Raw genomic sequence first — 26732 nt, forward strand, 5'->3', positions numbered from 1 at the left:
TTACTCACTTTTCATGTCGGGCGGATCGAAACCCGCCGGTATCGGACGTTTGATGTTTACGGCAGCGACGTTAAAGACCGTCCGCCCGCTTCGCAAGCATCAGATACGACGCGCGTGAGCGATCAGGCCCTCCAGCGCCGCCCGTCCAGCGACAGGCCGAAATCGGCTGGCGTTCTCGAATAGGTGGCGAGGCCGGAAAGGGCCGCCTGCGGATGGGTGACCACAAAGGTCGGAATGGTCCGCATCAGGGCGCTGTGCGGCGCCTTGTCCTCGAAGGCGGCCCGGAATTCCGGACTCTTCAGCGCCGGAATGATCTTCTGCGAAATGCCGCCGGCGAGATAGACGCCGCCCTTGGCCATGAAGATCAGCGCAAGATCGCCCGCCACCCGGCCAAGATAGGTGCTGAACAGTGACAGCGTTTCCTTGGCCTGGGCATTCTGTCCCGAAAGTCCCTGCGAGGTAATGTCGGCAGGATCGGAAAAGACGGGTTCGATGCCATCGGCGATACAGACGGCGCGGTAAAGATTGACCAGCCCGCGCCCGCACAGAATCTGCTCGCCGGCGACACGGCCCTCGATGGTTTCGATATGCGGAAAAACCGCGTAATCCCGTGCGCTTCTCGGACCGATGTCGATATGGCCGCCTTCGCCGGGCACCGGAAACCACATATGGCGGGCGTAAACCAGCCCGGCGACGCCAAGCCCCGTGCCCGGTCCGAGAACCACGCGTGACGCCAGCATGTCTTTTTTGCCGGAACCGATAAGGTCCCGGTTGTCGTCGTCAAGTGCCGCAATCGCCAGGGCCTGTGCCTCGAAGTCGTTGATGACGATGACGTCCTTCAGACCGAGATTGACGAGCATCTCTTTCGGCTTGACCACCCAATGGCAATTGGTGAGCGGTATCTCGTCGCCTTCGATAGGGCCGGCAATCGCAAGAATGGTCGAGACCGGCTGCAGCGAGGTCTTGTCCAGAACGGCCTGCTGGATGGCGTCGTCGATCGTCGGATATTCCGCCGTCTTCACCGTGGTGAGGTGCACGGGTTCCGCAAAGGAATCGATCAGAATGGAAAAGCGGGCATTTGTGCCGCCGATGTCGCCAAGAAGGATCGGAAAGGACAGGTATTCGGTGTCGGACGTCTTCGGCATTGCCTGTTCCATGTTGGGGAGAGTCAGTCGGCGAGGTGGAAGTCGATGAGGTTTTCGGCGGTGGCGCGGTTAAGCGCCATGGGAATGTCATAGACCGTGGCGAGCCGTGTCAGCGCCTTCACGTCAACATCATGCGGCATGGCCGTCAGCGGATCGGTGAAGAAGATCAGCATGTCCACTTCGCCGGTGGCGATCATCGCGCCGATCTGCTGGTCGCCGCCAAGCGGCCCGCTTTTGAGACGGATGACGTCAAGCCCCGGGCAGGCTTCCTGCACGCGCCCGCCGGTGGTGCCGGTCGCGACGATCCTGAAGCCGGCAAGCGCCTTTTGATGGTGACGGGCAAAATCCGCCATATCGTCCTTTTTCTCGTCGTGGGCGATGAGCGCGATACAGCGTTGTCCTTCCATGGTTCCAGCACGTCCCCGTAAAGAATTAAATCGATTTGAGGCCTTCTATAACAGCTTGCCGCCATTTGAAAAGGGAAGCTGTTGAATGCCCCATTTCTGTTTCAGTTCAATGTCGGACGCTGGACCGGAAGCGGAATATCCGATGGCGGCTGAATGGCAGGCGCATTCTGGATGACCTGTTCCACACTCCGCTGCCGAACGGCCTGGGCAGGGGCAGGCGAATAGGCCTGGGCGGCAATGCCTTCAGGATTGGCGGACGGAGCGGCCGCCACGGCGGCGCAGGCGGCGGGCAGGTCGGAGACCATGATCGGGCGCGGTTTCACCGGTTTGGCATTAGGGTCTTTTTTCGGCGGCGCCCATGGTTCCTTGGTGAACCACCAGGCGAGCGACTTGTCGCAGCCGTCGCCCTTGCCCACGGCCGCCTGCGGTTTACAGTTGGGTGCGCCGGGCGGGCATTCGAGACGGATGTGGAAATGTTCGTCATGACCGTAGATCGGCCGGATCTTGCCCATGAAGGTGCGGTCGCCGGTCCATGTCTGGCAGAGCTTCTGCTTGATGGCCGGATTGACGAAGACGCGCTCCACCTGCGGATAGCTTGCCGCCATCATCACCAGCCGGGCATTGAGCGGCGACCATTTGCGGTCATCGACCGTCAGGAACTTGCTCTTGTCGAGCATCGAGATGAAGGGCACCGTTTCGCGCTGCTCCACGGTCAGCCGGGGGGTGGGCATCGGCCGCCACCAGACGTCGACATCGAGGCCGATCTGGTGCGAGGCATGGCCGGTCAGCATCGGGCCGCCGCGCGGCTGCGAAATATCGCCGAGCAGCAGGCCCGGCCAGCCGATCTTCTGGGCATCCTGTGAAAACTGCTCGAGGAAGGAAATAAGCTGCGGCTGGCCCCAGCGCCGGTTGCGTGAAAGCCGCATGGCCTGCCAGCCGGGACCGTCGGTCGGCATGGCGATGGCGCCGGACTGGCAGCCCTTGGCATAGGAGCCGATCGGCTGGGAAGCCGCGGCGGAAGGCAGGGCCATGTGGCCAAATACCTCTTTAGCGGGCCTGTCCTCGGCCGAAGCGGTTTCCATCTGCAACTGCAGCGCGGAGACGACCGAAATCGCCAGCATGGCCGCCTTGAAAACTCTGGATGATCCCGCCGTCATATCGTCGTGCCCGTCCGATCAGATGATTCTCTTCCCCGCAGGATAAACTGGAACGGGATTTTGTTGAAACCATGTTTCGCCCCGCCTGCGCAAAGCAGGTAGATTAACGACGCCGATAAAGAGCTTGTGAGCCGGCGCATCTGTTTTTTGCCAATCTTTGTTTTATGCTCTCTCCAACAAATACCAACCAGGGACATTCGCCCGATGATATTGGCACCACTGAAATCCCGCCTTCTGGTCGCTCTTGCGGCATATGCCATGCTGATGCCGGCCGTGGCCTCCGCCCAGTCGACCGATGTGTGGAGAAAGGGGATTTCAACGGTCGGGGAACTGAAACATCCCGATGGCTTCGACCATTACGATTACGTGAACACCAACGCTCCGAAAGGCGGCGCGCTTCGCATGTCGACCACGGGAACCTTCGACACGCTCAATCCGCTGCTTGCCAAGGGTGAAGCGGCGACGGGGCTGTCGCTGGTTTTCGATACGCTGATGAAATCGTCCGAGGAGGAGCTCTCGGCGTCCTACGGGCTTCTGGCCGAGGGTGTCAGCTATCCGGACGATATCTCAAAAGCGACGTACCGGCTGCGGCTGGAGGCAAAATGGGCGGACGGCAAGCCGGTAACACCGGCGGACGTCGTCTTCAGTTTCGAGAAGGCGAAGGATCTGAGCCCGCAGCTTGCGACCTATTACACCCACGTCACCAAGGCGGAAGTGAGTGGCGAAAGAGACGTGACCTTCACCTTCGATGAAAAGAACAATCGCGAATTGCCGCAGATCGTCGGACAATTGCTGGTCGTTCCCAAGCACTGGTGGGAAGCAGCCGGTCCCGACGGCAAGCCGCGCGATATTTCCCGCGGCACGCTGGAGCCGGTCATGGGTTCGGGTCCCTACAGGATCGCATCGCTCTCCCCCGGCGCGACCGTGACCTATGAGCGCCGTGACGACTATTGGGGCAAGGACGTCAGCGTGAATGTCGGCATGAACAATTTCAAGACCATCACCTACACCTTCTTTTCCGATCAGGATGTGGAATTCCAGGCCTTCAAATCCGGCACCGTCGATTTCCGGCAGGAAGCCTCGTCCAGCCGCTGGGTCACGGGTTATGATTTTCCGGCCGTCAAGGAGGGCCGCGTCAGAAAAGAGGAATTGCCGAATATCTATCGTTCCGTCGGCATCATGCAGGCCTTCGTGCCGAACATGCGCCGCGAAAAATTCCAGAACCCGAATCTGCGCAAGGCGCTCAATTACGCCTTCGATTTCGAGGAGCTGAACCGCACGCTGGCTTACGGCCAGTTTCAGCGCATCAACAGCTTCTTCATGGGCAGCGAGCTTGCCTCTTCCGGCCTGCCGGCCGGGCGCGAGCTGGAACTCTTGCAGGAGCTGAAGGATCAGGTTCCGCCGGAAGTCTTCACCACCGAATACCGCAACCCGGTGGCAGGCGATCCCGCCAAGCAGCGCGACAATCTGCGCGAGGCGGTCAGGCTGATGAAGGAGGCCGGTTACGAGCTGCGCGGCAACCGCATGGTCAATGCGGCCACCGGGCAGCAGCTGGATATGGAGTTCCTGATCGATTCCTCCGGCATGGAAAGGACCATCCTGCCCTATGTCCAGAACCTCAAGAAGATCGGCATCAATGCCACGATCCGCACGGTTGATGCCTCGCAATATACCAACCGCACCCGCAGTTTCGATTTCGACGTTGCGGTCAAGCTCTGGGCGACCTCGGCCAATCCCGGCAACGAACAGGCGGATTTCTGGGGCTCGGCCGCAGCCGACCGGCAGGGGTCCAACAACATTGCCGGCATCAAGAACCCGGCTGTCGATGCGCTGGTGCGAAAGGTGATTTTCGCGCCCAACCGGGATGAACAGGTGGCCGCCGCGCGTGCGCTTGACCGGGTGCTTCTGGCAAACAGCTACGTCATTCCGCAATTTTACCGCGGCGAGATGTTCATCGCCTACTGGAACACGCTTGTCCACCCGGAAAACCTGCCCGAATATGGCATCGGTTTTCCGGACGCATGGTGGTCAAGCCAGGCCGGAAACTGACGCCGGCCTTGCTTTCGCGGCGAAGGCTTGATTCACATAGGGCGAGACGAATCGCTTGGAGCGCGCGGGCGGCGCTTTCACGAAAGGACCGGGTTTGACTGAGACGAAAACCGCTGACTTACAGCATTTCCAGGAAAAGTGGACCCCGATTTTCCGTCCGGAAATGCGCCAAAATAAAAAGTTAGAGCGTTTTCGCAATTCGAAGAAATGCGGAAGCGTTCTGACACCCGGGAGCAAAGGCTGATGGGCGCCTATATCCTCAGACGTCTGGCGCTGATGATCCCGACCATCATCGGCATCATGGGCATTTCGTTTCTCGTCATTCAGTTCGCGCCGGGCGGCCCGGTGGAGCAGGTCGTCGCGCAGCTTACGGGGCAGGGTGACAGCGCTTCCGACCGGCTTTCCGGCGGTGGCGACCTTATGGGCCAGTCGGGCGGTTTTGATGAAAGCGGTTCGAAATATCGCGGTGCTCAGGGTCTCGATCCGGAACTGATCGCAAAACTCGAAAAACAGTTCGGTTTCGACAAGCCGCCGCTGACCCGCTTTCTCGAAATGATGTGGAATTACATCCGCTTCGACTTTGGCGACAGCTTCTTCCGCAATTCCTCTGTCATCGATCTCATCATCGACAAGCTGCCGGTCTCTGCGTCGCTCGGCTTCTGGATCCTGATCATTTCCTACATCATCTCGATCCCACTCGGCATCAAGAAGGCCGTCTCCGACGGCTCCACCTTCGATGTCTGGACCTCGGGCGTCATCATCGTCGGTTATGCGGTGCCGAGCTTCCTCTTCGGCATCCTGCTCATCGTGCTTTTCGCCGGCGGATCCTTCTTCGACTGGTTCCCGCTGCGCGGTCTGGTTTCGGATAATTTCGACCAGCTCACCTGGTGGCAGAAGATCATCGACTATTTCTGGCACCTGACCCTGCCGCTGATCGCGCTGTCGCTTTCGGCTTTCGCGACGACGACGCTTCTCACCAAGAATTCCTTCATCGACGAGATCAAGAAGCAATATGTCATCACCGCCCGCGCCAAGGGTCTCACCGAACGCAGGGTTCTGTATGGCCATGTTTTCCGCAATGCGATGCTGATCGTGATCGCCGGTTTCCCGGGCGCCTTCATTTCGGCCTTTTTCACCGGCTCGCTGCTGATCGAGAATATCTTCTCGCTGGATGGTCTCGGCCGCCTCGGTTATCTCTCGGTCGTCAACCGTGATTATCCGATCGTGTTCGGCACGCTCTTCATCTTCTCGCTCATGGGCCTGGTCGTTGGCCTGATTTCCGACCTGATCTACACATGGATCGATCCGCGGATCGATTTCGAGCGGAGGGACGTGTGATGACGCTCGCCCATACCGCCGATAGCGAAACGCTGGTAAAGCCTACGCGCCCGTGGTTTTCGCCGACGACCAAGCGTCGCTGGCAGAATTTCAAGGCGAACCGGCGCGGATACTGGTCCTTCTGGCTGTTCCTGATCCTGTTTTTCCTGAGCCTGATGGCGGAGTTCATCGCCAATGACAAACCCATTCTCGCCTCCTACAAGGGCGAACTGCTGGTGCCGGTCATGGTCGATTATCCTGAGGAGAAGTTCGGGGGCTTCCTTGCCCAGACCGATTATAAATCCTCCTTCATCCAGGACGAGATCAACGCCAATGGCTGGATGATCTGGCCGCCGATCCGTTACTCCTACCAGACGGTCAATTCCAATATTCCGCATTCTGCGCCCACCGCGCCCTTCTGGCTGATGGATGAGAAGGATCGCTGCTCCGCTTACCCTGGGGGCAATGCCGATCCCGGCTGCACGCTCGGCAATCTCAACTGGCTCGGAACCGACAATCAGGCCCGTGATGTCACGGCGCGGATGATCTATGGTTTCCGCATCTCCGTGCTGTTCGGCCTGACACTGACCATCGCCTCGGCCCTGGTCGGCGTCACCGCCGGTGCCGTTCAGGGTTATTTCGGCGGCTGGACGGACCTGCTTCTGCAGCGTTTCATCGAAATCTGGTCGTCCATGCCGGTGCTCTATATCCTGCTCATCATCGCGGCCATTCTGCCGCCCGGCTTCTTCGTGCTGCTCGGCATCATGCTGCTCTTCTCATGGGTCGGTTTCGTCGGCATCGTGCGTGCGGAATTCCTGCGCGCCAGAAACTTCGAATATGTCCGTGCCGCCCGCGCGCTTGGCGTCGGCAACTGGACGATCATGTTCCGCCATCTTCTGCCCAACGCCATGGTGGCGACGCTGACCTTCCTGCCGTTCATCCTCTCCGGTTCGATCACGACGCTCACCTCGCTCGATTTCCTCGGCTTCGGCATGCCGCCGGGGTCGCCGTCGCTGGGCGAGATGATCGCGCAGGGCAAGAACAATCTTCAGGCCCCCTGGCTCGGCCTCACGGCCTTCTTCACCATGTCCATCATGCTCTCGCTCTTAATCTTCGTGGGTGAAGCGGTGCGCGACGCCTTCGATCCACGCAAGACGTTCCGGTGATCGCCATGACGGAAACAACCATCCAGCCGCTTCTCTCCGTCCGTGACCTCTCCGTCGCCTTCCATCAGGGCGGCGCGACCAGCATCGCTGTCGATCACGTGTCCTTCGACCTGATGCCGGGCGAAGTCGTTGCCCTTGTTGGCGAATCCGGTTCCGGCAAGTCGGTGACGGCCAATTCCATTCTCAAATTGCTGCCCTATCCGGCGGCGAGCCACCCGTCGGGCAAAATCCTGTTCGACGGCAAGGACATGCTGACTTTGCCGGAACGCTCCCTGCGTGCGGTCCGCGGCAACGACGTCACCATGATCTTCCAGGAGCCGATGACCTCGCTCAACCCGCTTCACACCATCGAGCGGCAGATCGGCGAGATACTGGAGCTGCATCAGGCGATCACCGGAGCGCAAGCGCGCGAACGCACGCTGGAGCTTCTACGCCAAGTGGGAATTCGCGAGCCGGAAAAGCGCCTGAAGGCCTACCCGCACGAATTGTCCGGCGGCCAGCGGCAGCGTGTGATGATTGCCATGGCGCTTGCCAACCGGCCGAAACTGCTGATTGCCGACGAACCGACCACGGCGCTCGACGTGACCGTGCAGGCGCAGATTCTCGAGCTTCTGAGTGATCTGAAAACGAAGCACGGCATGTCGATGCTGTTCATCACTCACGATCTCGGTATCGTCCGCAAATTCGCCGATCGCGTCTGCGTCATGACCAAGGGCAGGATCGTTGAGACCGGCACCGTGGAGCAGGTGTTTACCGATCCGCAGCACGCCTATACCCGCCATCTTCTGGCAGCCGAGCCGAAGGGCGAGCCGCCGCATTCCGATGCCAGCAAACCGGTGGTCATGCAGGGCGACGACATCAAGGTCTGGTTCCCGATCAAGGCGGGGCTGATGCGCCGGGTGGTTGATCATGTCAAGGCGGTGGACGGCATCGATATCACCCTGCGCGCCGGGCAGACGGTGGGCGTGGTGGGCGAATCCGGCTCCGGCAAGACGACGCTTGGTCTCGCGCTTTCGCGGCTGATCGCATCCGAGGGGCGCATCAGCTTCATCGGTCAGTCGATCGATCGCTATTCCTATGAAATGATGAAGCCGCTCAGGAACCGGCTGCAGGTGGTGTTTCAGGATCCCTATGGCTCGCTCAGCCCGCGTATGTCGGTCGGTGAAATCGTCGCCGAGGGCCTGAAGGTGCATGAGCGGTCTCTGTCGGCCGACGAGCGCGATACGCGGGTTGCCACAGCGCTGGAAGAGGTTGGCCTCGATCCGGCCACCCGCTGGCGGTATCCGCATGAGTTTTCCGGCGGCCAGCGCCAGCGCATCGCCATTGCCCGCGCCATGGTGCTTAAACCCCGTTTCGTCATGCTGGACGAGCCGACATCCGCGCTCGACATGAGCGTGCAGGCGCAGGTGGTCGATCTGCTGCGCGATCTCCAGGCAAAGCATGAACTCGCTTATCTCTTCATCAGTCATGATCTGAAGGTGGTGAAGGCGCTGGCCAATGACCTGATTGTCATGCGCCACGGCAAGGTGGTGGAGAGCGGCCCGGCGGCGGAGATTTTCGCCGACCCGCAGCAGGATTATACCAGGGCGCTGCTGGCTGCCGCTTTCAAGATAGAAGCGGTGGAAACGAAAGCGGTAAGCCAGTAGGCGCATCGCTGTTTCCGTTAAGGCGATGATTTTTCTGTTGCTTCGAGGAAAATGCCGACCCATGTTGCGGGGGCACGTGACGCGGAAACGGATTGATTGCGATGGCAGCGGATGTGATCGTTTTGGGAGCAGGCATCATCGGGGTCTCGGTCGCCCTGCAACTGGCCCGACGGGGAAAATCGGTGGTGCTGGTCGACCGGCGCGGGCCGGGCGAGGAAACCTCCTTCGGCAATGCCGGTCTGATCCAGAGAGAAGGCGTCGTGCCTTACGCCTTTCCGCAGGACCTGGCACTGCTGCTGCGTTATTCCCTGAACAACAGCATTGATGCCCGTTACCACCTCTCCGCCCTGCCGAAGATCGCGCCTTTCCTCGGCCGTTACTGGTATAACTCCGCAGCCACGCGGCACGCGGCGATCGCCCGCGCCTATACGCCGCTGATCGAGCATTCGGTTTCCGAACACAGCATTTTGATCGATGAAGCGAAGGCCGGCGATCTGATCGTGAAAAACGGCTGGATGGAGGCTTACAGGACCGCGGCGAGGCGGGATTCCGACTATGCCTTCGCCGAGCGTCTGGCGCGTGACCACGGCATTTCCCACACGAAACTCGATGCGCAAGAGCTAGCCTCCGCCGAACCGCATCTCAGCCGTGATTTCGTTGGCGGCCTGAAATGGAACGATCCCTGGTCGGTGCTCGATCCGCACGCATTGACGCTCGCCTATCTTAAATTGTTCGAAAGCCTCGGCGGGACATTTGTCCGGGGCGATGCCTCCACTCTCAGCCAGACGGTGAGCGGCTGGACGGTACGCACGGAAATTGGCGCGGCTGAGGCCGAGCATGGCGTCGTGGCGCTTGGCCCATGGGCCGATACCGTGACGGAAAGGCTTGGCTACCGCTTTCCGCTTGGGGTGAAGCGCGGTTACCACATGCATTATGCGCCGCAGCAGGGGACGAGGCTCAACAACTGGCTGATCGATGCCGAGCGCGGTTATTTCCTGGCGCCGATGCGCAAGGGCATCCGCCTGACGACGGGCGCTGAATTTGCCGAACGTGACGCGCCGAAATCCCCCGTGCAGATCGAGCGGGCGGAGCGGGTGGCGCGTACCGTCTTTCCCCTTGGCGGCCGGCTGGATGCGGAGCCGTGGATGGGCGCACGCCCCTGCACGCCGGACATGATGCCGATCATCGGCAGGGCGCCGCGCCACAGGACCTTGTGGTTTGCCTTTGGCCACGCCCATCACGGCCTGACGCTGGGGCCGATAACCGGGCGTGTGCTGGCGGAAACCATGCTGGGCGAAACGCCTGTTATCGCCATCGATGCCTATCGTCCGGAAAGGTTCAATCCCTGAAGCTAAATCCGCTGGCCTTCCTGTGACAGGCCACGTAACATGGTCCCATGCTTAGCGGAATGGCGAAAAATGTGAGCGGTTTTCGCCTGAAATCCCGCTCTAACTATATAGTTTAGATCATGTAGTGATCTGAGGGGAAAAGGGGCAGGCGTCATCATGGTGGCGAGGTTTCTCATCTATCAGCAGCAGGATGATTTTCGTTAGCGAAGCGCTTCTGCGCGCGAAACAGAAGAGAAACGGCCTGCTGGTGCATGATGGATGATATTGAAAACGCAAAGAAATTTTTCGCCGATAACCCCGATATCGAAATTCTCGAAGCCTTTGTCATAGACGCGAACGGCGTTCCGCGCGGCAAATGGATCCCGCGCGAACGCGCGATCGACGTGCTTGAAAAGGGAATGGCCATCCCCCGGTCGGTTTATGCGCTGGATATCTGGGGCCGGGATGTGCACGCCGCAGGTCTTGCCGAAGGCACGGGCGATCCGGACGGTTTTTGTTTCCCCGTTCCCGGCACGCTGTCGCGGGTGACGTGGCTCGGCCGTCCGACGGCGCAGGTTCTGCTGGCGATGAAAAACCCGGATGGAACCGGTTTTTATGGTGATCCGCGCCATGTTCTCGCGCAGGTTCTGAACGCCTATAAAAAGGCTGGCCTCACGCCGGTCGTGGCGACCGAACTTGAATTTTACCTGATCGACCCCGTTCGCTCGGCGCTTGATCCGGTGCGTCCGCCCCATAGCCGCGAGGGACGCTGGCACACCGGCCAGACGCAGGTTCTGTCGATTTCCGAATTGCAGGATTTCGAGGATGTCTTCCACGATATCGCAACGGCCTGCCGGGCACAGGGCGTGCTTGCCGATACGACGCTGCGCGAAAACGGGCCGGGGCAATATGAGATCAATCTCAACCATGTGCCGGATGCGTTGCAGGCCGCCGATTTCGCCGTCTTCCTGAAACGCATCGTCAAGGGCGTGGCGCGGCGGCATGACCTCGACGCCACCTTCATGGCCAAGCCTTACGGTTTGCAGGCCGGTAACGGCATGCATGTGCATTTTTCCGTTCTCGACAGGGACGGCAGGAATATCTATGCCGGGGAAAACGGCCCTTCGGATGCGTTGATGCATTCGGTCGGCGGCCTCCTGGAAAACATGGGGGAAAGCATGGCGATCTTCGCGCCCCATGCCAATTCCTATCGCCGCCTGACCCCCAGCGAACATGCGCCGACCTACGCCTCCTGGGGCATCGACAATCGCTCGGCGGCGGTGCGTGTCATCGTTGCCAGCAAGGCCGCGACACGTATCGAACATCGCGTCGCCGGCGCCGATACCAATCCCTATCTGGTTGTCGCGATGATCCTGAGTGCCGCATTGGCCGGCATGAAGGAGAAGCGCCAGCCGGGCGGCGCGATCGCGGGTGACAGCCACGCGATCAATCACGAACCGCTGCCCACCAACTGGGACTACGCGTTGCAGCGCTTCACGCGGTCGAGCTTCGCTTATGCGACGCTCGGTCAGAAGTACCGCACGTTGTTTTCCGCCTGCAAGCAGCAGGAGCTTTCCGAATTTTCCCTGCGTGTAACCGACGTCGAATATGACGCCTATATCAGGACGGTGTGAAATGGCTGAGGTAACGACTATTCCCAATCCGGGCCACACATCGTCGTGGTATGCGGCCTCCGCCAATGTCAAATCCGTGCGGCCGACGCTCGAGGGCGCGCTGGAAGCCGATGTCTGCATCATCGGCGGCGGTTTCACCGGCATTTCCGCCGCGCTGGAACTCAGTGAACGGGGCTATTCCGTCATTGTTCTGGAAGGCGTGCGGGTCGGCTTCGGCGCCTCGGGCCGCAATGGCGGCCAGATCGTCAACGGCTATAGCCGCGACCTCGAAACCATTGCCGGCCGTTACGGCCATGACAAGGCGGTAAAGCTCGGGGAAATGTCGCTGGAGGGCGGCGCGATCATCCGTGGGCGCATCGCCAAATATGCCATCGACTGCGATCTCGTCGATGGCGGCTTCTTCGCGGCCTTCACGCCGAAACAGATCCGCGAGATGGAGGCTCATAAGGCTCATTGGGAAAAACATGGCCATGGCGGCCTCGAAATGGTCTCCAAGGCCGATGTCGGCCGGTATGTGAAGACGGACCGTTATGCCGGCGGCATGATCGACCGCTTCGGCGGCCATATCCACCCGCTCAATCTGGTGCAGGGCGAAGCGGCGGCGGCCGAAAGTCTCGGTGCGCGGATTTTTGAAAATTCACGGGTCATCTCGGTAGAGCAGGGCGCAAGCCCCGTCGTGCGGACGGCAGCGGGCAGCGTGAAGGCGAAATATGTTCTGGTGTGCGGCAACGCCTATCTCGGCAAACTGCTCCCGGAAATCGGTGACCGGATGATGCCGGTCTCTAGCCAGGTCATGGCGACGGAGCCGCTCGACCCCGATCTGATTGCCGACCTTCTGCCCGCCGATTATTGCGTCGAGGATGCCAATTACATTCTCGATTATTACCGCCGCACCTCGGATAACCGGCTGCTTTATGGCGGTGGCATCGGTTATGGCGGCAGCGACCCCGCCGACCTGACCGGCGTGATCCGGCCGAATATGCTGAAGACCTTTCCGCAACTGGAAAAGACCAGGATCGAGTTTGCCTGGAGCGGCAATTTCGCGCTGACCCTGACGCGCATCCCGCATATGGGCAGGCTTTCGGACAATGTCTATTTCTCGCATGGCGACAGCGGCCACGGCGTCACGACCACGCATCTTCTCGGCAAGATACTGGGAGAGGCCGTTGCCGGCCATGCCGAACGTTTCGATATCTGGAGTTCGCTCCCGAACTATCCGTTCCCCGGCGGCAAGACATTCCGCGTACCGCTGACCGTGCTTGGCGCCTGGTGGTACGGTATGCGGGACAAGCTCGGCTTTTAGAGAATTTCCAGCAAAAGTGCGAAACGGTCTCGTGTCCGGAAATGCGACAAGGGGCTAGAACGTCACCGTTTTCAAACCGGAAAGTGCGTTTTTGGAGATATCTTCCGGCGTGGCGTCGATGCTGACGGTTACCACGCCCGGTTCGCCGGTCGGCACCTCCAGCGTGGCCAGCTGGGTCTGAAGCAGCGAGAGCGGCATGAAATGACCCTTGCGTTCACCCATGCGCCGGCTGAGAAGCTCGAGGCTGCCATCCAGATAAACAAAAGCAAGCGGGCCGCCGGTGGCCTTGCGAAGCCGGTCGCGATAGATTTTCTTCAGCGCCGAGCAGGACACGACGACACCGTTGTTGTCGCTGCCCTTGCGCAGTTCCGCGCCGATCAGGTCAAGCCAGGGCCAGCGATCTTCGTCTGTCAGGGGAATACCCTCGGACATTTTATCGACATTGGATTTCGGGTGCAGCTTGTCGCCCTCTATGAAGGCAATGCCCAGTTTTTCCGCCAGCTCCTCTGCGACCGTGGACTTGCCAGAGCCGCTCACTCCCATCACGACGATTGCCTGTGTCACCCGAACCTCGAATGTTTCTGTTTCGACGGTCAGGCCCTAGCATGTGCGGCGAGTGTCGGGAACATAAAAATGGGGTGCTTGCCCGTGTCAGTGCCCGGTTTTGCGGGCGGCTGCGCTTTCCAGCGCGGAAAAGGCAGTGTGGATGAGCACCGCCAGCGCGGCAACGATCAGTCCGCCCTGAAGGATGAAGGCGAGATTGTTGGATTGCAGGCCGGCGATGATCACCTCGCCGAGCGTGCGTGCGGCAACCGTGGAACCGATGGTGGCGGTTGAAAGGCTGATGACCGCCGAAAGCCGTATACCGGCGAGAATGGCCGGCAGGGCAAGCGGCAGCTCCACTTTGACCAGCCGCTGCCAGCCTGTCATGCCGCTGCCTCTGGCGGCATCCATCACTGCTGCGGGCAGGGTGGTCAGCCCGGTCAACGTGTTTTCGAACACCGGCAACAGCGCATAGAGAAACAGTGCGATGAGTGTCGGTTTCTCGCCGAAGCCGATCATCGGCACGGCGAGCGCCAGCACCGCCACCGGCGGAAAGGTCTGGCCGATATTGACGATGCTGCGCGACAGCGGCAGGAAATCCGCCCCGGAAGGCCGGGTGACGAGAACCGCAAGCGCGCTTGCCACCAATGTCGCCAGCCCCGTGGCAATCGCCACGATTGTCAGATGCGAGAGTGTAAGAGAAAACAGATTGGCCTGCGTGTAAATCGCCGGAGCATTGTTCTGCACCAGAGGGCGGAATATCGGCGCAAAGAGTTGCGGGACCGCGAGAAAAACGATCAGCGCCGCCACCAGCAGTCCGAGAGCGATGAAAGAAAAGACGTTTTTCATGGAGTTCCGGCGGCGCGCTGGAGGAGAACGTCACGCCGCACCCGGCCGGCGGGTTGGCCATTGTCCTTTATCACCGGCAAGACGTCGCAGCCCGCCCATAACATGGCCGACAGAGCATCGCGCTGACTGGTGTCTTCGGCAAGCGGCTCCCCTTCGGCGCTTCCCGGCTCCACGATATCCGCAACGGAGAGAACCGAAAGCAGTTTCAGCGCGCGTTCGTTTTCGCCGATCATGGTGCGGACGAAATCGGTTGCCGGTTTCAGCACCAGCTCGGCCGGGGGGCAGTCCTGCACGATTCGGCCCTTGTCCATCACGGCGATACGGTCTGCCAGACGGAAAGCCTCGTCCATATCATGCGTGACGAGGACAATGGTGACCCCAAGTTTCTTCTGGATATCGAGGAGATCGTTCTGCGCCTTGGCGCGGATCACCGGATCCAGTGCGCCGAAGGGTTCATCCATCAAGAGAATGTTCGGCTCTGCGGCAAGCGCCCGCGCCACGCCGACACGCTGCTGCTGGCCGCCTGAAAGCTCATGCGGAAAACGGTCCGCATAAAGCGCGGGATCGAGCTGGAAGAGGTGCATGAGTTCGTCAATCTTTGCCGCGATGCGCTTGCGATCCCAGCCGATCAGCTGCGGTACGGTCGCGATATTTTCCCCCACGCTTCGATGCGGAAACAGGCCGTGGCCCTGAATGGCATAACCGATCTGGCGGCGCAGTTTGAAACCCGGAATGGCGCTGACATCCTCGCCGTCGATCCGGATCGTGCCTGAGGTCGGCTCCACCAGCCGGTTGATCATGCGCAGCAGGGTGGTTTTCCCCGACCCGGATGTACCGACGATGACGGTGACGGTGCGCGGCGCTACCGCCAGCGATACCTGATCCACCACGGTCGTATCGCCATATCGTTTCGTGATGGTGTCGATCTCGATCATGCCTTTTGCTTTCCGCCTGCGCTGAAGAGGTTGCTGTCGATGAGGGCATCGAGTGTGATCGCGGCGGCAAAGCCGAGAAGAACGGTGGGCACGGTGCCGAGCAGCACGAGGTCCATCGCCGTCTGCCCGATGCCCTGAAACACGAAAACACCGAAACCGCCGCCGCCGATCAGGGCGGCAATTGTCGCCAGCCCGATATTCTGCACCAGCACGATGCGGATGCCCGTGAGAATGACCGGCATGGCCAACGGAAACTCCACCCGCAGCAGCCTTTGCAGCGGCGTCATGCCAAGCCCGCGCGCCGCTTCCCGGACCGCCTGAGACACGCCGGAGAGACCCACAACCGTATTGGAAACCACCGGCAACAGCGAATAGAGAAACAGCGCCACGAAGGCGGGTGCCATTCCGATGCCGGCAATGCCGATTTTGGCCGCGCCCGGCACTGTGGCGGCAATCCACCCGAGTGGTGCGATCAGCAGGCCGAAAAGGGCGATGGAGGGAATGGTCTGGACGATGTTGAGGCCGTTCAAGACACCTGCGCGCAACCGCTCGACCTTGTAACAGAGTATTCCCAGCGGAATACCTGCAACTGTCGCCGCGATCAGCGAACCGATGGCAAGTTCCACATGCCGCAGCGCTTCGGTCCAGAATATGTCTGCCCGGCCGTTATATTCCTTGAGGATGGAGAGATCGTTCCACAGGCCGCTTGTCAGAACCGCCGCCAGGGCGGCAATGGCCAGCAGCAACAGCAAAATCCGCACGGCGGGTGTCGGCGCAAGACGCGCAATACAATCCGTGGCAAGCAAGGCCAGCCCTGCAAATATCAGCCAGAAGCCGCTGGCCGGCGAGACGCGGGCGAAACCATTCCCCTCCGGTGTGAGGAAGGTGGCCGCCTGCCCGACAAAAACCGCCAGCGCCGCAAGACAGACCAGCGCGGCTGCGAGTTTCAGCCGTGCGGGAAAGCGGAAGAAGGCGATGAAGGCCGCAACGAGAATGATGGCGGCAAGGAATGTTGCGCAAGCGGGTGGAAGCGCGTCGAAGATCGCCCGTGCTTCGCCCTGGACGATCCGGTTGGCGCGAAACGTCATGAACGGCGATACAAAAAGCGCATAAAGCAGCAGGCCCGAAATCAGCACGCCCACCTTGTCAGGCCATTTCGTCAAATCCTGCTCCCCTGTGCCCCGGGTCAGGGCGGAACCGGAAGAACGCTCCGGTTGCCGCACCCCGCTCCAGTGTCGCGCGCGATTACTTGACGAAACCGTTCTTTGTCAGGAAGTCGAGCGCCACTGTCTTCGCCTGTTCGCCGCCCACCTGCACGCGGGCGTTCAGATCCTGCAGCGTTGCCAGATCCAGCTTCTCGAACACGGGTTTCAGCAATTCCTCGATATTGGGGTGCTTTTTCAAAACCTCTTCGCGAATGATCGGTGCGGGCTGATAGACCGGCTGCACGTGCTTGTCGTCCTCCAGCACCACAAGACCCGAAGGCGCAATGCCGCCATCCGTGCCATAGACCATGGCGGCATTGGCATTGTTGGTCTGGTTGGCGGCGGCGGCGATCGTTGCGGCCGTATCGCCGCCGGACAGCGTGATCAGCTGCTCCGGTTTCATGGTGAAACCATAGGTCGTTTGAAATGCCGGCAGGGCGGCGGCGGAATTGACGAATTCGGAAGAGGCCGCAAGAACCACGGCACCGCCATCGGCGACATATTTGCCGAAATCGGACAGCGTCTTCAGGTTGTTCTTGTCGGCGACATCCTCGCGCAGCGCAATCGCCCAGGTGTTGTTGGCCGGCGATGGCGTGAGCCAGACGATCTTGTTGGCATCGTAGTCCAGCGTCTTCGCCTCTTCGTACCCCTTGGCGGCATCCTTCCACAACGGGTCGTCCGCCTTGGAGAAAAAGAAGGCGGCGTTGCCGGTATATTCCGGATAGATATCGATCTCGCCGGCGGTGATCGCCTTTCTGACAACCGGGGTAGCGCCAAGCTGGATGCGATCCGTCGTCTCGATGTTGTTTTTGCTGAGGACGGCAAGGATGATGTTGCCGAGGACGCCGCCCTCCGTATCGATCTTCGACGACACCACCACCTGCGCCTGAGCGATGGAAACAGAAAGGGCGAACGCAAGTCCTGCGCCCGTCAACGTCATCAAGCGGTTCATGAATTTTCCTCCGATGGGTCAGCCTGCCGAACAGGTGAAAGATCGCCGCCGCAATTGCGGCCGAGTATCAACGGCCGGGAGGAAAAAAGGTTGCAGCACCGCCCGTAATTTCAGGTCCAGAGCGCCACTGTCAGGTCTCGTCATCCCGCTTGCGCGCATCCTTGCCCATGACGAGCGGCATGAGCACGGACAAAAAGAGCAGCCTGAGGACATGGTGCGAACCGACATAGGCGGTATCGGCATGCATCATCACGGCCATGGCGGCCATGGTCTCAAGGCCGCCGGGGGAATAGGCGATCATCACGGCATTGAGCGGAACGCCGGTGATGCCGGAAATCAGCCAGGCAATGCTGCCGGCGATCACCATGACGGCGACGGTGACGACGAACCCGGCCAGAAAGCCCTTGCGCACATCCATCAGCGACACGTTGGAAAAACGCGTGCCGATCAGGCAGCCGATCAGCACATAGACCGGCAGGCTGAGCCAGGTGGGAACACCACCCTCGGTAAGACCGGTAATATGGGTGCCGATGGAAATGGTCACACCACCGAGCAGCAGGGCAGCCGGAAATCGCCAGCGCAGGAAAAGCCATCCGGTCAGAAGCGACGCGGCGATGGTCAGCGCCAATGTCAACACGCCCATTGGCGGATTGGCGACCAGCGGTTCGGTGCTGACCAGATCGAAATATTCGACGATCAGCGGCACGGAAAGCGTCAGCGCCAGCACCCTCACACTTTGCACGATGCTGACGGTTGCGAGGTCGCTTTTCGTTTCTGCGCCGAGGCTGATGATGTAGCTGAGATGACCGGGAGAAGCGCCCAGCATCGCCGTTGTCCGGTCGTAACCGAAGCCGTAATGCAGGATCCAGTAGGCGACATAGAGCATGATGACGACGGCGATGAGCACGACGGCGAAGCTCAGCGGCCATGTCTTGGCCGCGTCGATGACCGAAGGCGTTACGCTCGTTCCCATCGAAATGCCGACGACGACGAAACAGGCATTGCGGATGAAGGCGGGAATTCCGAGCTTTGCACCCGCCAGTCCGGTGATCGTCACGGCGAGCGCCGGCCCCGAAAGAAAGGGGGCGGGAACATGCAGCAGGCTGGCAAGCAGTGCACCCATGCTGCCGACAAGGGCGGTAAGGGCAAATGTACGGAGTTCGGGCTTGATGATCATTGCGACGCTGATTGGTTGCTTGAAAAAGCTCGTGACCAAATGCGCCGCTTCGTCTCACCCCGTCAACCGCCAGGGTGAAAAATATTGTATTTCATGAGTATTTTATAAAAGAAAAGCCCGTGACCTTCGGGCACGGGCTCTGGCTGTCGCCGTTTGGCATTCGCATGCTCAGGCGGCGGGAAGCGCCATGGCCTTCGGCATTTCGGTATCGAGGCCGAGCAGGAAGTTGATCTGCGGGCGTGCCTTGACGAGATCGTCGATCGAATAGTCCGTCAGCACATCGAAGAAGGCATTGAGTGCCTTGCGCAGCGCCGAGTTCAGACCGCAGCTGTCCACAAGCGGACATTCGACAGCGCCATCCTCAAAGCATTCCGCCATGGCGAAGCTGTCTTCGGTGACCTTCACCACGTCGAACAGGCTGATCTTTTCCGCCGGCTTGCCCAGCCGCACGCCGCCATTGCGGCCGCGCACCGTCTCTACCAGGCCTGCCTTGTTGAGCGGCTGCAGGATCTTGAAAAGGAACAGCTCCGACACGCCATAGGCCTTGGCGATCTCCGGAATGCGGCTCAGCTTGCCTTCATTCGCGGCGCAGTACATCAACATGCGAACGGCATAGTTGGTCTGTTTGGTCAAACGCATGCTGGTCTCCTAACTCTCAATGTGGAGTTATATAGTCTCTTTTTCAGTTTAGAACAATTCCAGAAACTGAAAAAACTGGCATCCATCCGATATTTCTCGAACAGCCTTGTTGACCGCCCTGATGATTCATGAACAAACAAGTCAAGAATCGGAATGTAATGGAGGCATTCATAATGGCAAGCTTGAAATCGTATTTTTCCGCTGCCGTTTTTTCAGGGCTGACGATCCTCTCGGCCGTGCCCGCAGCTTTTGCGGAAGGCGAGGTGAATGTCTATTCCTACCGCCAGCCCGAGCTGATCCAGCCTCTGCTCGACGCCTTCACCAAGGAGACAGGTATCGAGGCGAATGTTCTTTTCCTCGACAAGGGGCTGGTGGAGCGCATTCAGGCCGAGGGCGTCAATTCGCCGGCCGATGTGCTGCTGACGGTCGATATTGCTCGTCTCGTCGAAGCGAAGGAGGGCGGCGTTACGCAGCCCGTTCTCAACGATCCCGTCATTGAAAAGGACATCCCGGCCAACCTGCGCGATCCTGAGGGCGAATGGTTCGGCCTGACGACCCGCGGCCGGGTGGTATATGCCTCGAGGGAGCGCGTGGCTCAGAAGGACATCACCTATGAGGAGCTTGCCGATCCAAAATGGAAGGGCAAGATCTGCATTCGCGACGGCCAGCATTCCTACAATATCGCGCTGATCGCCTCGATGATCGCCCATCATGGTGTCGATTACACCCGCACATGGCTCACCGGCCTGAAAAACAATCTCGCCCGTAAGCCCGATGGAACCGACCGCAGCCAGGCCAAATCGATCTTTTCCGGCGAATGCGATATCGCGCTCGGCAATACCTATTATGTCGGGCTGATGCTGACCAATGATCAGGAGCCGGACGAAAAAATATGGGCGGGGTCTGTACGGGTCATCTTCCCCAATGCCGGCGATCGCGGCACGCATGTCAATATTTCCGGCATGGCGCTCACGAAATACGCGCCGAACAAGGACAATGCATTAAAACTGATGGAATTCCTGGCCTCGCGCGAAGCACAGGAAATCTATGCCAAGCAGGTCTTCGAATATCCGGTGCTGCCGGGCGCGGAGCCGTCCGATGTCGTGAAGGGTTTCGGCCCCATTCATCCGGACAAACTGCCGTTGACGGATATTGCTGCCCATCGCAAACAGGCATCCGAACTGGTGGACGAGGTGGGTTTCAACGACGGCCCGGCCAATTGACGCCGTTTTCGCTGACTTGAAACGTCGCCGGGTGCCGGAGCGAACGGCGGATCAGTTACCCGCCGGCCTGTTGTCGAGTGACGCCTTGTTGTCAAGCGACGCATTGTAATCGAGAATGGCCTTGCGTCTCTCCGGCGTTCCGGGATGGGTGGAGATGATGCTGGTGCCGCCCTTGTCCCCCAGCTTTTCCTCCAGCAGCGCGAAGAAGCGCTCGATGGCGGTGGGGTCGAGCCCGGCCTCGCGCATCAGTTCGACGGAGCGCTGGTCCGCCTGCCGCTCGGCATCGCGCGAATGCGACAATGCCAGAAGGCCGCCGCCCTGGGTAAGAATATCCTCCATGGCCGAACCGACATCGCCGGCAATCAGCATGACGAGACCGGCGACCCCGGCCGCGCGGTAAAGCTGCCGCAGGCTGTGTTCATGTTCCACATGGCCGATTTCATGGGCGAGAACCCCGGTGATCATCTGCCTGTCGTCGCCTGCCAGTTCCACCAGCTCGTCGGTCAAGACCAGCGTGCCGTCCGGAAGCGCGAAGGCATTGGGGCCGATATATCCGCCCTTGCGGAAATTCAGCTTGTAATCCTCGGGCGATCCCTCCGCATGGGCGGCGATCCGGGCAAATTCCGCGCGAATGGCATCCTGCTTTTCCTGCGGCAGCTCGCTTGGAGAGAAGACCGCCTTGTCGAAGGCCTGCATGGTGCTGGCCGACATGATCTGCGGAACGATCGGCGGAGTTACGGCGACCGCCAGCTCCACGAGGGCCGGAAGCGCCAGCTTGTAGGTGCCGTAGGCCATAAGAACAGCCGCGGCGGTGATGCCGACCAGCCGCGGGCGGAACTGTTCCAGCCAATGCACGAAGCCCGCGCGTTTGGTGATGTGTGCGCCGAGCAGGCGGTCCACGCCGTCATTGTCACGGGTTTCGAACAGCGAACCATCGGGAAAATGCAACTCCCGCGGGATAGTGCCGACGCGGTGGCTGATCTCCACCGCTTTTATCTCGGCCTGGGTTCTGACGTGATCGTCCTTGGCGTCGAGCACGAGAAGAACCGTGCCGCCAAGTTTCAGCCTGGCGGCGCTGGAAAGGTTGGAGCGAGCGGCATGCCACTCGCCCGAGACGGTTTCTCCGGTATCAGAAACCAAATTCGAAACCTTCCATATCCATGTATTCGGCGCTGGCCGCTGCGCCTGTCGCCTCCATCGAGGAGAGAACCTCGCCCACATCGCCGTTGAAGCGGATTGCCGTGCGTTCCACGGTGTAACGCGCCTCGCGCACCGCCGCCCATGGCCGCATCAGGCCCAGCGTGAAAACGGTGACGATAAGATTGGAGATCACGATCCACAGATAGCGGCCGCGATTAAGGTCGCTGTGCAGGTCGTGCTTGCCGTCAAGCAGCATGGAGGAAATGACGACATTGCGAACGCCCGCGCGGTAGACAACGCCGGCAAGGCCATAGACCAGAAATGCGCCGAAGAGGCCGAAATAGAGGGAGGCCAGCGCCGTGACCATGGCTGCCGTCTCATCTTCAAACGCCGCGCTGTTGACCGCCAGGGCCGCAATGCCGAAAAAGCCGACCACGATACCGCCGATCACCACCATGATCGCCGGAATGATCCAGACCCGGTAAAGCGCGCCAATCCTGGGGTCGGCGCTGAAGGGCCGGTCGCCATATCGCAGGTTGCTGAAAATATAGCGGTTAGCCCAGCGGCTGGTGAGCGGGGCCAGAATGCCGAAGGAGAAGAGCGCGGCGAGACTGCCGAGCAGAATGGAAACGAAAGCGCCCCCCGCAGTGCCGACGAAATCGAAGCGGACATTGCGATAGCTCGTCACCCGCGCATTAAAGCGGATGCTGCGGGTGATCAGCCATGGAAAGAAGAGCAGAAGCAGGATTACCGGCAAGAAGACCAGGAACGGATGGATGAGGCCGACAAGCTGCGAGACGACGATGAAGGCAAAGGCGATCAACCGGCCCTTGAAGATTTGCCCGCCGGTGGCGTGGTAACCGAAAGCGCGGCCTGCCAGCACGGTGTTGCCGTTGAAATAGCGCTTGCGGCGCACTTTCGCCCAGGCGGAATAGATACCGATCGTGACGATCGTCAGCAGGATATTGACGATCCAGATTCCGAAATATTCCTTGGCATTTCCACCGAACGAGCCGCGTTCCAGTGCGCGCTGATCCGCGCTGACAGAGATATCACTCATAATAGTCCCTCACGACGTGCCCCTCTCCGGGCAGATTGAGTTGCAAGCTTCCCCGTTATCGTCAGTTGGCGGCGTCCCCACGCCGCAACGGCTCTCTTACGCGATAACAGCTTTAAGTGGAATTATTTTGACGGAAGAAACATGATTTTTTTAGTTGTCTTTATAATCAAAAAACCCCGCTGTGGTGCAGCGGGGCTTCTGTCTCGTTTACCGGTGCTCCGGCTTATTTCATCGTCGGCATGACGAATTCGGCACCGGACTTGATGCCGGACGGCCAGCGCGAGGTGATCGTCTTGGTCTTCGTCCAGAACTTGATCGAATCCGTGCCGTGCTGGTTGAGATCGCCGAAGCTCGAAGCTTTCCAGCCGCCGAAGGAGTGATAGGCGAGCGGGACCGGGATCGGCACGTTGACGCCGATCATGCCGATATTGATGCGGCTTGCGAAGTCGCGGGCGGCATCGCCGTCGCGGGTGAAGATGGCGACGCCATTGCCATATTCATGCTTCATCGGCAGCTCCAGCGCGTCTTCGTAGTTCTTGGCGCGAACCACGGAGAGGACAGGTCCGAAGATTTCCGTCTTGTAGATGTCCATATCCGGCGTGACGTGGTCGAACAGGCAGCCGCCGACGAAATAACCGTCTTCATAACCCTGCAGCTTGAAGTCGCGGCCATCGACAAGAAGCTTCGCGCCCTGTTCGACGCCGCTGTCGATCAGGCCCTTGACGCGCGCCTGGGCTTCCTTGGTGACGAGCGGACCCATATCGGCCTTGTCATCGGTATAGGGGCCAATCTTCAGCGCCTCGATCTGCGGAATGAGCTTTTCAACGAGACGGTTTGCCGTGTCTTCGCCGACCGGTACGGCAACCGAAACCGCCATGCAGCGCTCGCCGGCCGAACCGTAGCCTGCACCCATCAAGGCGTTTACCGCCTGGTCGAGATCGGCATCCGGCATGATGATCATGTGGTTTTTCGCGCCGCCGAAGCACTGTGCACGCTTGCCGTTCATGGCTGCAGTGCCGTAAACGTAGCGGGCAATCGGCGTCGAGCCGACGAAGGAGACAGCACCGATGTCGGGATCGTTGAGGATGGCGTCGACCGCGCCCTTGTCGCCGTTGACGACATTGAGAATGCCGGCCGGAAGACCGGCTTCGATCATCAGTTCGGCGAGGCGGATCGGCAGCGACGGGTCGCGCTCGGAAGGCTTGAGGATGAAGGCGTTGCCGCAGGCGATCGCCGGGGCGAACATCCACATCGGGATCATGCCGGGGAAGTTGAACGGGGTGATGCCCGCACCGATGCCGACCGGCTGGCGGATCGAATACATGTCGATGGCCGGACCGGCGCCTTCGGTGAACTCGCCCTTCTGCAGATGCGGAATGCCGCAGACGAATTCGCAGACTTCGAGGCCGCGGACGATATCGCCCTTGGAATCCTCGACTGTCTTGCCGTGCTCGCTGGAAAGCAGCACCGCCAGCTCGTTCATGTCGCGGTTCAGAAGTTCGACGAATTTGAAGAAGACGCGGGCGCGGCGCTGCGGATTGGTGGCGGCCCATTTCGGCTGCGCCGCCTTGGCGCTTTCCACCGCGGCGCGCAGCTCGGCATCGCTTGCAAGCGCGACCGTTGCCTGCACTTCGCCCGTGGCCGGGTTATAGACATTCGATGTGCGGCCGCTGGCGCCCGGCACATGCTTGCCGTTGATGAAATGACCGATTTCCTTCATGGGTGTTCCTCCAGAATGTGATGGCGCAACATTACCTTTCGATTTGCACAAATCAATCGCCTGAAATAAGCATCAATTGTGCAGAAATGAATATAAGAGGGTGCCGTGAACTGGGATGATGTGCGTTTGTTTCTCAGCGTCGCGCGAAGCGGCCAGTTTCTTTCGGCGGCCAGAAAGCTCGGTGTGAACCATGCCACCCTCAGCCGGCGGATTTCCGCGCTGGAGGCGGCGATCGGCACGCAGCTGTTCCTGCGAAGCACCAATGGTTGCGAGCTGACGGAAGAGGGCCAGCGTCTCCTTGCCGGGGCCGAGCGCATGGAAACCGAAATGCTGAATGCCCAGGCAAATCTCGGTCGCGTCGATACGATGGTGGCGGGAACGGTGCGCATCGGCGCGCCGGATGGGCTCGGCGTTTCTTTCCTCGCGCCGCGGCTCGGCAGGCTGACGGCGCGCTATCCCGATCTCAAAATCCAGCTCGTGCCGGTGCCGCGTTCCTTCTCGCTGTCGCAGCGCGAGGCCGATATCGCCATCACCATCGAAAGGCCGGAACAGGGCAGGCTGATGTTTTCGAAACTCACCGATTATTCGCTCGGACTTTATGCCTCCGCGGATTATCTGGCGGATTATGGAACGCCGGCGGATGTCGAGGCGCTGAAGCGCCACCGCCGCATCGGTTACGTGGAGGACCTGATCTTTTCACCGTCGCTCAACTATACCGGTGAGATCATGCGCGACTGGGATGCCGCCTTTGAAATCTCCAGCGCCACCGGCCAGACCGAGGCGGTCCGGTCCGGTGCCGGTATCGGCATCCTGCATAATTACATCGCCGGGCAATATCCCGAACTTCTGCGGATCATGCCGCATCTCACCATCAGCCGGGCCTACTGGACGGCCTATCACGAATCCGCCCGTCAACTGGTCCGCGTCCGCACGGTGGTCGATTTTCTTCAGGAACTCGTGGCCGAAGAACGGCGAATCTTCACCTGATATCCCTAATGCCGATGTTATTAGTACTATTAATTGCTCGGACCCGGCCATCCGGGCTTGACAAAGGATGGCTGGCTGGATGACGAATGCAGCCATTGGGAGAGATCGGAACTGACATGTCTATGATACGCAAGCTTTCGCCGACTGGCCTCGGCGTGGCCGTCATGCTGCTTGGAATGCTGCTTTTCGCATTGAACGACGCCATGGGAAAATGGCTTGTAGCCACCTATAGTCAGGGCCAGGTGATCCTTATTCGCAGCGCCGCTGCGCTTGTTATCCTCGTTCCGATCGTCTGGCGTGCCGGCCTCTCCGGCCTTGTCAGAATTGAACGCCCGGGTCTTCAGCTTGCGCGCGTCTTCTTTTCCACCGCCGAGCTTTTCTGTTTCTATTTCGCGGTTGCCGCCCTGCCGCTGGCCGATGTCATGACCTATTGGCTCGCCGCCCCCATCTACGTGGCGGCACTTTCGCCATTTCTGCTTGGCGAAAAAGTCGGCTGGCGTCGCTGGACGGCCATCGCCATCGGTTTTGTGGGTGTTCTCATCGCCCTGAAACCCAGCTCGGCCAGCCTCACCTCCGCCGCGCTGTTTTCCATTATCGGCAGCGCTGCCTTCGCCTTCATGATGTTGTCCGGCCGCCAGTTGCGCAATACGCCGGACACGGTGCTTGCCTTCTGGCAGATCATCGGCGCAGCTGTTGCGGGCATCGTCGCGGTGCTTGTCACGCCGTCGGGCTGGCTGCCGGTTCAGTCCGGTTTCGATCTCGCCTTTCTCGGCCTGCTCGGTGTCGTCGCCATGACGGCGCATGTGCTGGTCAACCGGGCTCTCAAGCTTGCCGATGCCGCCACCGTCGCGCCGCTGCAATATACGCTGCTGCTCTGGGCGGTGATCTTCGGCTGGGCATTCTTCGGCGACGTGCCGCAGGCGAGCATCGTTGTCGGCGCCGGTCTGATCGTCCTGTCCGGCCTGTATATCTTCTTCCGGGAAAATACTCTCAAACGCCGCCGCGAAACCGCCGAAGGACTGGCCGCGGAGCAGGTTTGATCTTTCTTGTTTGCTGCCGTTACAATCACGGGACTTGACGAAGACGTGATCTTCAGGGAGTAAGAAGAGGCCCTGCGATGATTTGTCTCGCAAGGGCAGAGGAAACAAAG

At 60.2% G+C, this 26732-nt stretch carries 23 protein-coding genes; 10 read left to right on the top strand and 13 right to left on the bottom strand.

Annotated features, from left to right (window positions below):
* Window positions 1-122: 122 nt before the first annotated feature.
* From ACI2KA_RS03030 to mepA, 3 genes are all read right to left on the bottom strand, one after another.
* Entirely contained in the window at window positions 123-1145 is a 1023-nt protein-coding gene (locus tag ACI2KA_RS03030) for a glucokinase (RefSeq protein WP_404499099.1), read from the bottom strand.
* A 23-nt stretch (window positions 1146-1168) separates the two neighbouring features.
* Window positions 1169-1552 carry a methylglyoxal synthase gene (locus tag ACI2KA_RS03035; RefSeq protein WP_404499101.1) on the bottom strand — a complete coding sequence of 128 codons (384 nt, stop codon included), beginning with the start codon at window positions 1550-1552 and terminating at the stop codon, window positions 1169-1171.
* Window positions 1553-1653: 101 nt separating this feature from the next.
* Window positions 1654-2709, bottom strand: coding sequence for a penicillin-insensitive murein endopeptidase (gene mepA, locus ACI2KA_RS03040; protein ID WP_404499103.1), 1056 nt, complete (start codon window positions 2707-2709; stop codon window positions 1654-1656).
* A 204-nt stretch (window positions 2710-2913) separates the two neighbouring features.
* Between mepA and ACI2KA_RS03045 the strand changes: the two genes are divergently transcribed.
* From ACI2KA_RS03045 to ACI2KA_RS03075, 7 genes are all read left to right on the top strand, one after another.
* Entirely contained in the window at window positions 2914-4758 is a 1845-nt protein-coding gene (locus ACI2KA_RS03045) for an extracellular solute-binding protein (protein ID WP_404499105.1), read from the top strand.
* A 243-nt stretch (window positions 4759-5001) separates the two neighbouring features.
* Window positions 5002-6096 (top strand): microcin C ABC transporter permease YejB, encoded by a 1095-nt coding sequence (locus tag ACI2KA_RS03050; protein WP_404499107.1) that lies wholly within the window; start codon window positions 5002-5004, stop codon window positions 6094-6096.
* Entirely contained in the window at window positions 6096-7241 is a 1146-nt protein-coding gene (locus tag ACI2KA_RS03055; RefSeq protein ID WP_404499109.1) for an ABC transporter permease, read from the top strand. Before ACI2KA_RS03050 ends, ACI2KA_RS03055 begins: the two co-directional genes overlap by 1 nt.
* 5 nt (window positions 7242-7246) lie before the next feature.
* Window positions 7247-8887, top strand: coding sequence for an ABC transporter ATP-binding protein (locus ACI2KA_RS03060; protein WP_404499111.1), 1641 nt, complete (start codon window positions 7247-7249; stop codon window positions 8885-8887).
* Window positions 8888-8988: 101 nt separating this feature from the next.
* Window positions 8989-10236 (top strand): NAD(P)/FAD-dependent oxidoreductase, encoded by a 1248-nt coding sequence (locus tag ACI2KA_RS03065; protein WP_404499113.1) that lies wholly within the window; start codon window positions 8989-8991, stop codon window positions 10234-10236.
* A 251-nt stretch (window positions 10237-10487) separates the two neighbouring features.
* The gene (locus tag ACI2KA_RS03070) at window positions 10488-11849 is read left to right on the top strand and encodes a glutamine synthetase family protein (RefSeq protein ID WP_404499115.1); all 1362 of its coding nucleotides are present in this window, start codon (window positions 10488-10490) and stop codon (window positions 11847-11849) included.
* A 1-nt stretch (window position 11850) separates the two neighbouring features.
* Window positions 11851-13152, top strand: a complete 1302-nt coding sequence (locus tag ACI2KA_RS03075; protein WP_404499117.1) for an NAD(P)/FAD-dependent oxidoreductase — start codon at window positions 11851-11853, stop codon at window positions 13150-13152.
* Between the two features lie 54 nt (window positions 13153-13206).
* Here ACI2KA_RS03075 and ACI2KA_RS03080 read toward each other — a convergent pair whose 3' ends face one another.
* The 7 genes from ACI2KA_RS03080 to rirA all read right to left on the bottom strand — a co-directional run bounded on the left by ACI2KA_RS03080 (window position 13207) and on the right by rirA (window position 19452).
* Window positions 13207-13695: a gluconokinase gene (locus ACI2KA_RS03080; RefSeq protein ID WP_404499714.1), complete on the bottom strand. Its 489-nt coding sequence runs from the start codon at window positions 13693-13695 to the stop codon at window positions 13207-13209.
* Window positions 13696-13803: 108 nt separating this feature from the next.
* Entirely contained in the window at window positions 13804-14544 is a 741-nt protein-coding gene (locus tag ACI2KA_RS03085; RefSeq protein ID WP_404499119.1) for an ABC transporter permease, read from the bottom strand.
* A complete protein-coding gene (locus ACI2KA_RS03090) occupies window positions 14541-15479 on the bottom strand; it encodes an ABC transporter ATP-binding protein (protein ID WP_404499121.1) in 939 nt (312 codons plus the stop codon). Before ACI2KA_RS03090 ends, ACI2KA_RS03085 begins: the two co-directional genes overlap by 4 nt.
* Window positions 15476-16642, bottom strand: a complete 1167-nt coding sequence (locus ACI2KA_RS03095) for an ABC transporter permease (protein ID WP_404499123.1) — start codon at window positions 16640-16642, stop codon at window positions 15476-15478. The genes ACI2KA_RS03090 and ACI2KA_RS03095 overlap by 4 nt, the downstream gene beginning before the upstream one ends.
* 82 nt (window positions 16643-16724) lie before the next feature.
* Entirely contained in the window at window positions 16725-17636 is a 912-nt protein-coding gene (locus tag ACI2KA_RS03100; RefSeq protein WP_404499125.1) for an ABC transporter substrate-binding protein, read from the bottom strand.
* A gap of 130 nt (window positions 17637-17766) precedes the next feature.
* Window positions 17767-18813 (bottom strand): AbrB family transcriptional regulator, encoded by a 1047-nt coding sequence (locus ACI2KA_RS03105; protein WP_404499127.1) that lies wholly within the window; start codon window positions 18811-18813, stop codon window positions 17767-17769.
* A gap of 168 nt (window positions 18814-18981) precedes the next feature.
* Complete coding sequence (gene rirA / locus ACI2KA_RS03110; RefSeq protein WP_404499129.1) at window positions 18982-19452, bottom strand: iron-responsive transcriptional regulator RirA; 471 nt, start codon at window positions 19450-19452, stop codon at window positions 18982-18984.
* 173 nt (window positions 19453-19625) lie between these two features.
* On the opposite strand from rirA, the gene ACI2KA_RS03115 reads away from it, so the two are divergent.
* On the top strand, window positions 19626-20675 hold the full coding sequence (locus ACI2KA_RS03115) for a Fe(3+) ABC transporter substrate-binding protein (RefSeq protein ID WP_404499131.1): 1050 nt from the start codon (window positions 19626-19628) through the stop codon (window positions 20673-20675).
* A 51-nt stretch (window positions 20676-20726) separates the two neighbouring features.
* On the opposite strand, the gene ACI2KA_RS03120 is transcribed toward ACI2KA_RS03115, so the two are convergent.
* The 3 genes from ACI2KA_RS03120 to ACI2KA_RS03130 form a co-directional block, all read right to left on the bottom strand.
* Window positions 20727-21815 (bottom strand): M48 family metallopeptidase, encoded by a 1089-nt coding sequence (locus tag ACI2KA_RS03120; protein ID WP_404499133.1) that lies wholly within the window; start codon window positions 21813-21815, stop codon window positions 20727-20729.
* Complete coding sequence (locus ACI2KA_RS03125; RefSeq protein WP_404499134.1) at window positions 21805-22875, bottom strand: YjgN family protein; 1071 nt, start codon at window positions 22873-22875, stop codon at window positions 21805-21807. Before ACI2KA_RS03125 ends, ACI2KA_RS03120 begins: the two co-directional genes overlap by 11 nt.
* A 223-nt stretch (window positions 22876-23098) precedes the next feature.
* Window positions 23099-24595, bottom strand: coding sequence for a CoA-acylating methylmalonate-semialdehyde dehydrogenase (locus ACI2KA_RS03130; protein ID WP_404499136.1), 1497 nt, complete (start codon window positions 24593-24595; stop codon window positions 23099-23101).
* Between the two features lie 105 nt (window positions 24596-24700).
* Between ACI2KA_RS03130 and ACI2KA_RS03135 the strand changes: the two genes are divergently transcribed.
* Together ACI2KA_RS03135 and ACI2KA_RS03140 are read left to right on the top strand one after the other, a co-directional pair.
* Window positions 24701-25582, top strand: a complete 882-nt coding sequence (locus tag ACI2KA_RS03135; protein WP_404499138.1) for a LysR family transcriptional regulator — start codon at window positions 24701-24703, stop codon at window positions 25580-25582.
* Window positions 25583-25704: 122 nt separating this feature from the next.
* Window positions 25705-26622, top strand: coding sequence for a DMT family transporter (locus ACI2KA_RS03140; RefSeq protein ID WP_404499716.1), 918 nt, complete (start codon window positions 25705-25707; stop codon window positions 26620-26622).
* Window positions 26623-26732: the final 110 nt, after the last annotated feature.

This window comes from Agrobacterium sp. NPDC089420, assembly GCF_044900305.1.
Lineage (GTDB): Bacteria > Pseudomonadota > Alphaproteobacteria > Rhizobiales > Rhizobiaceae > Agrobacterium.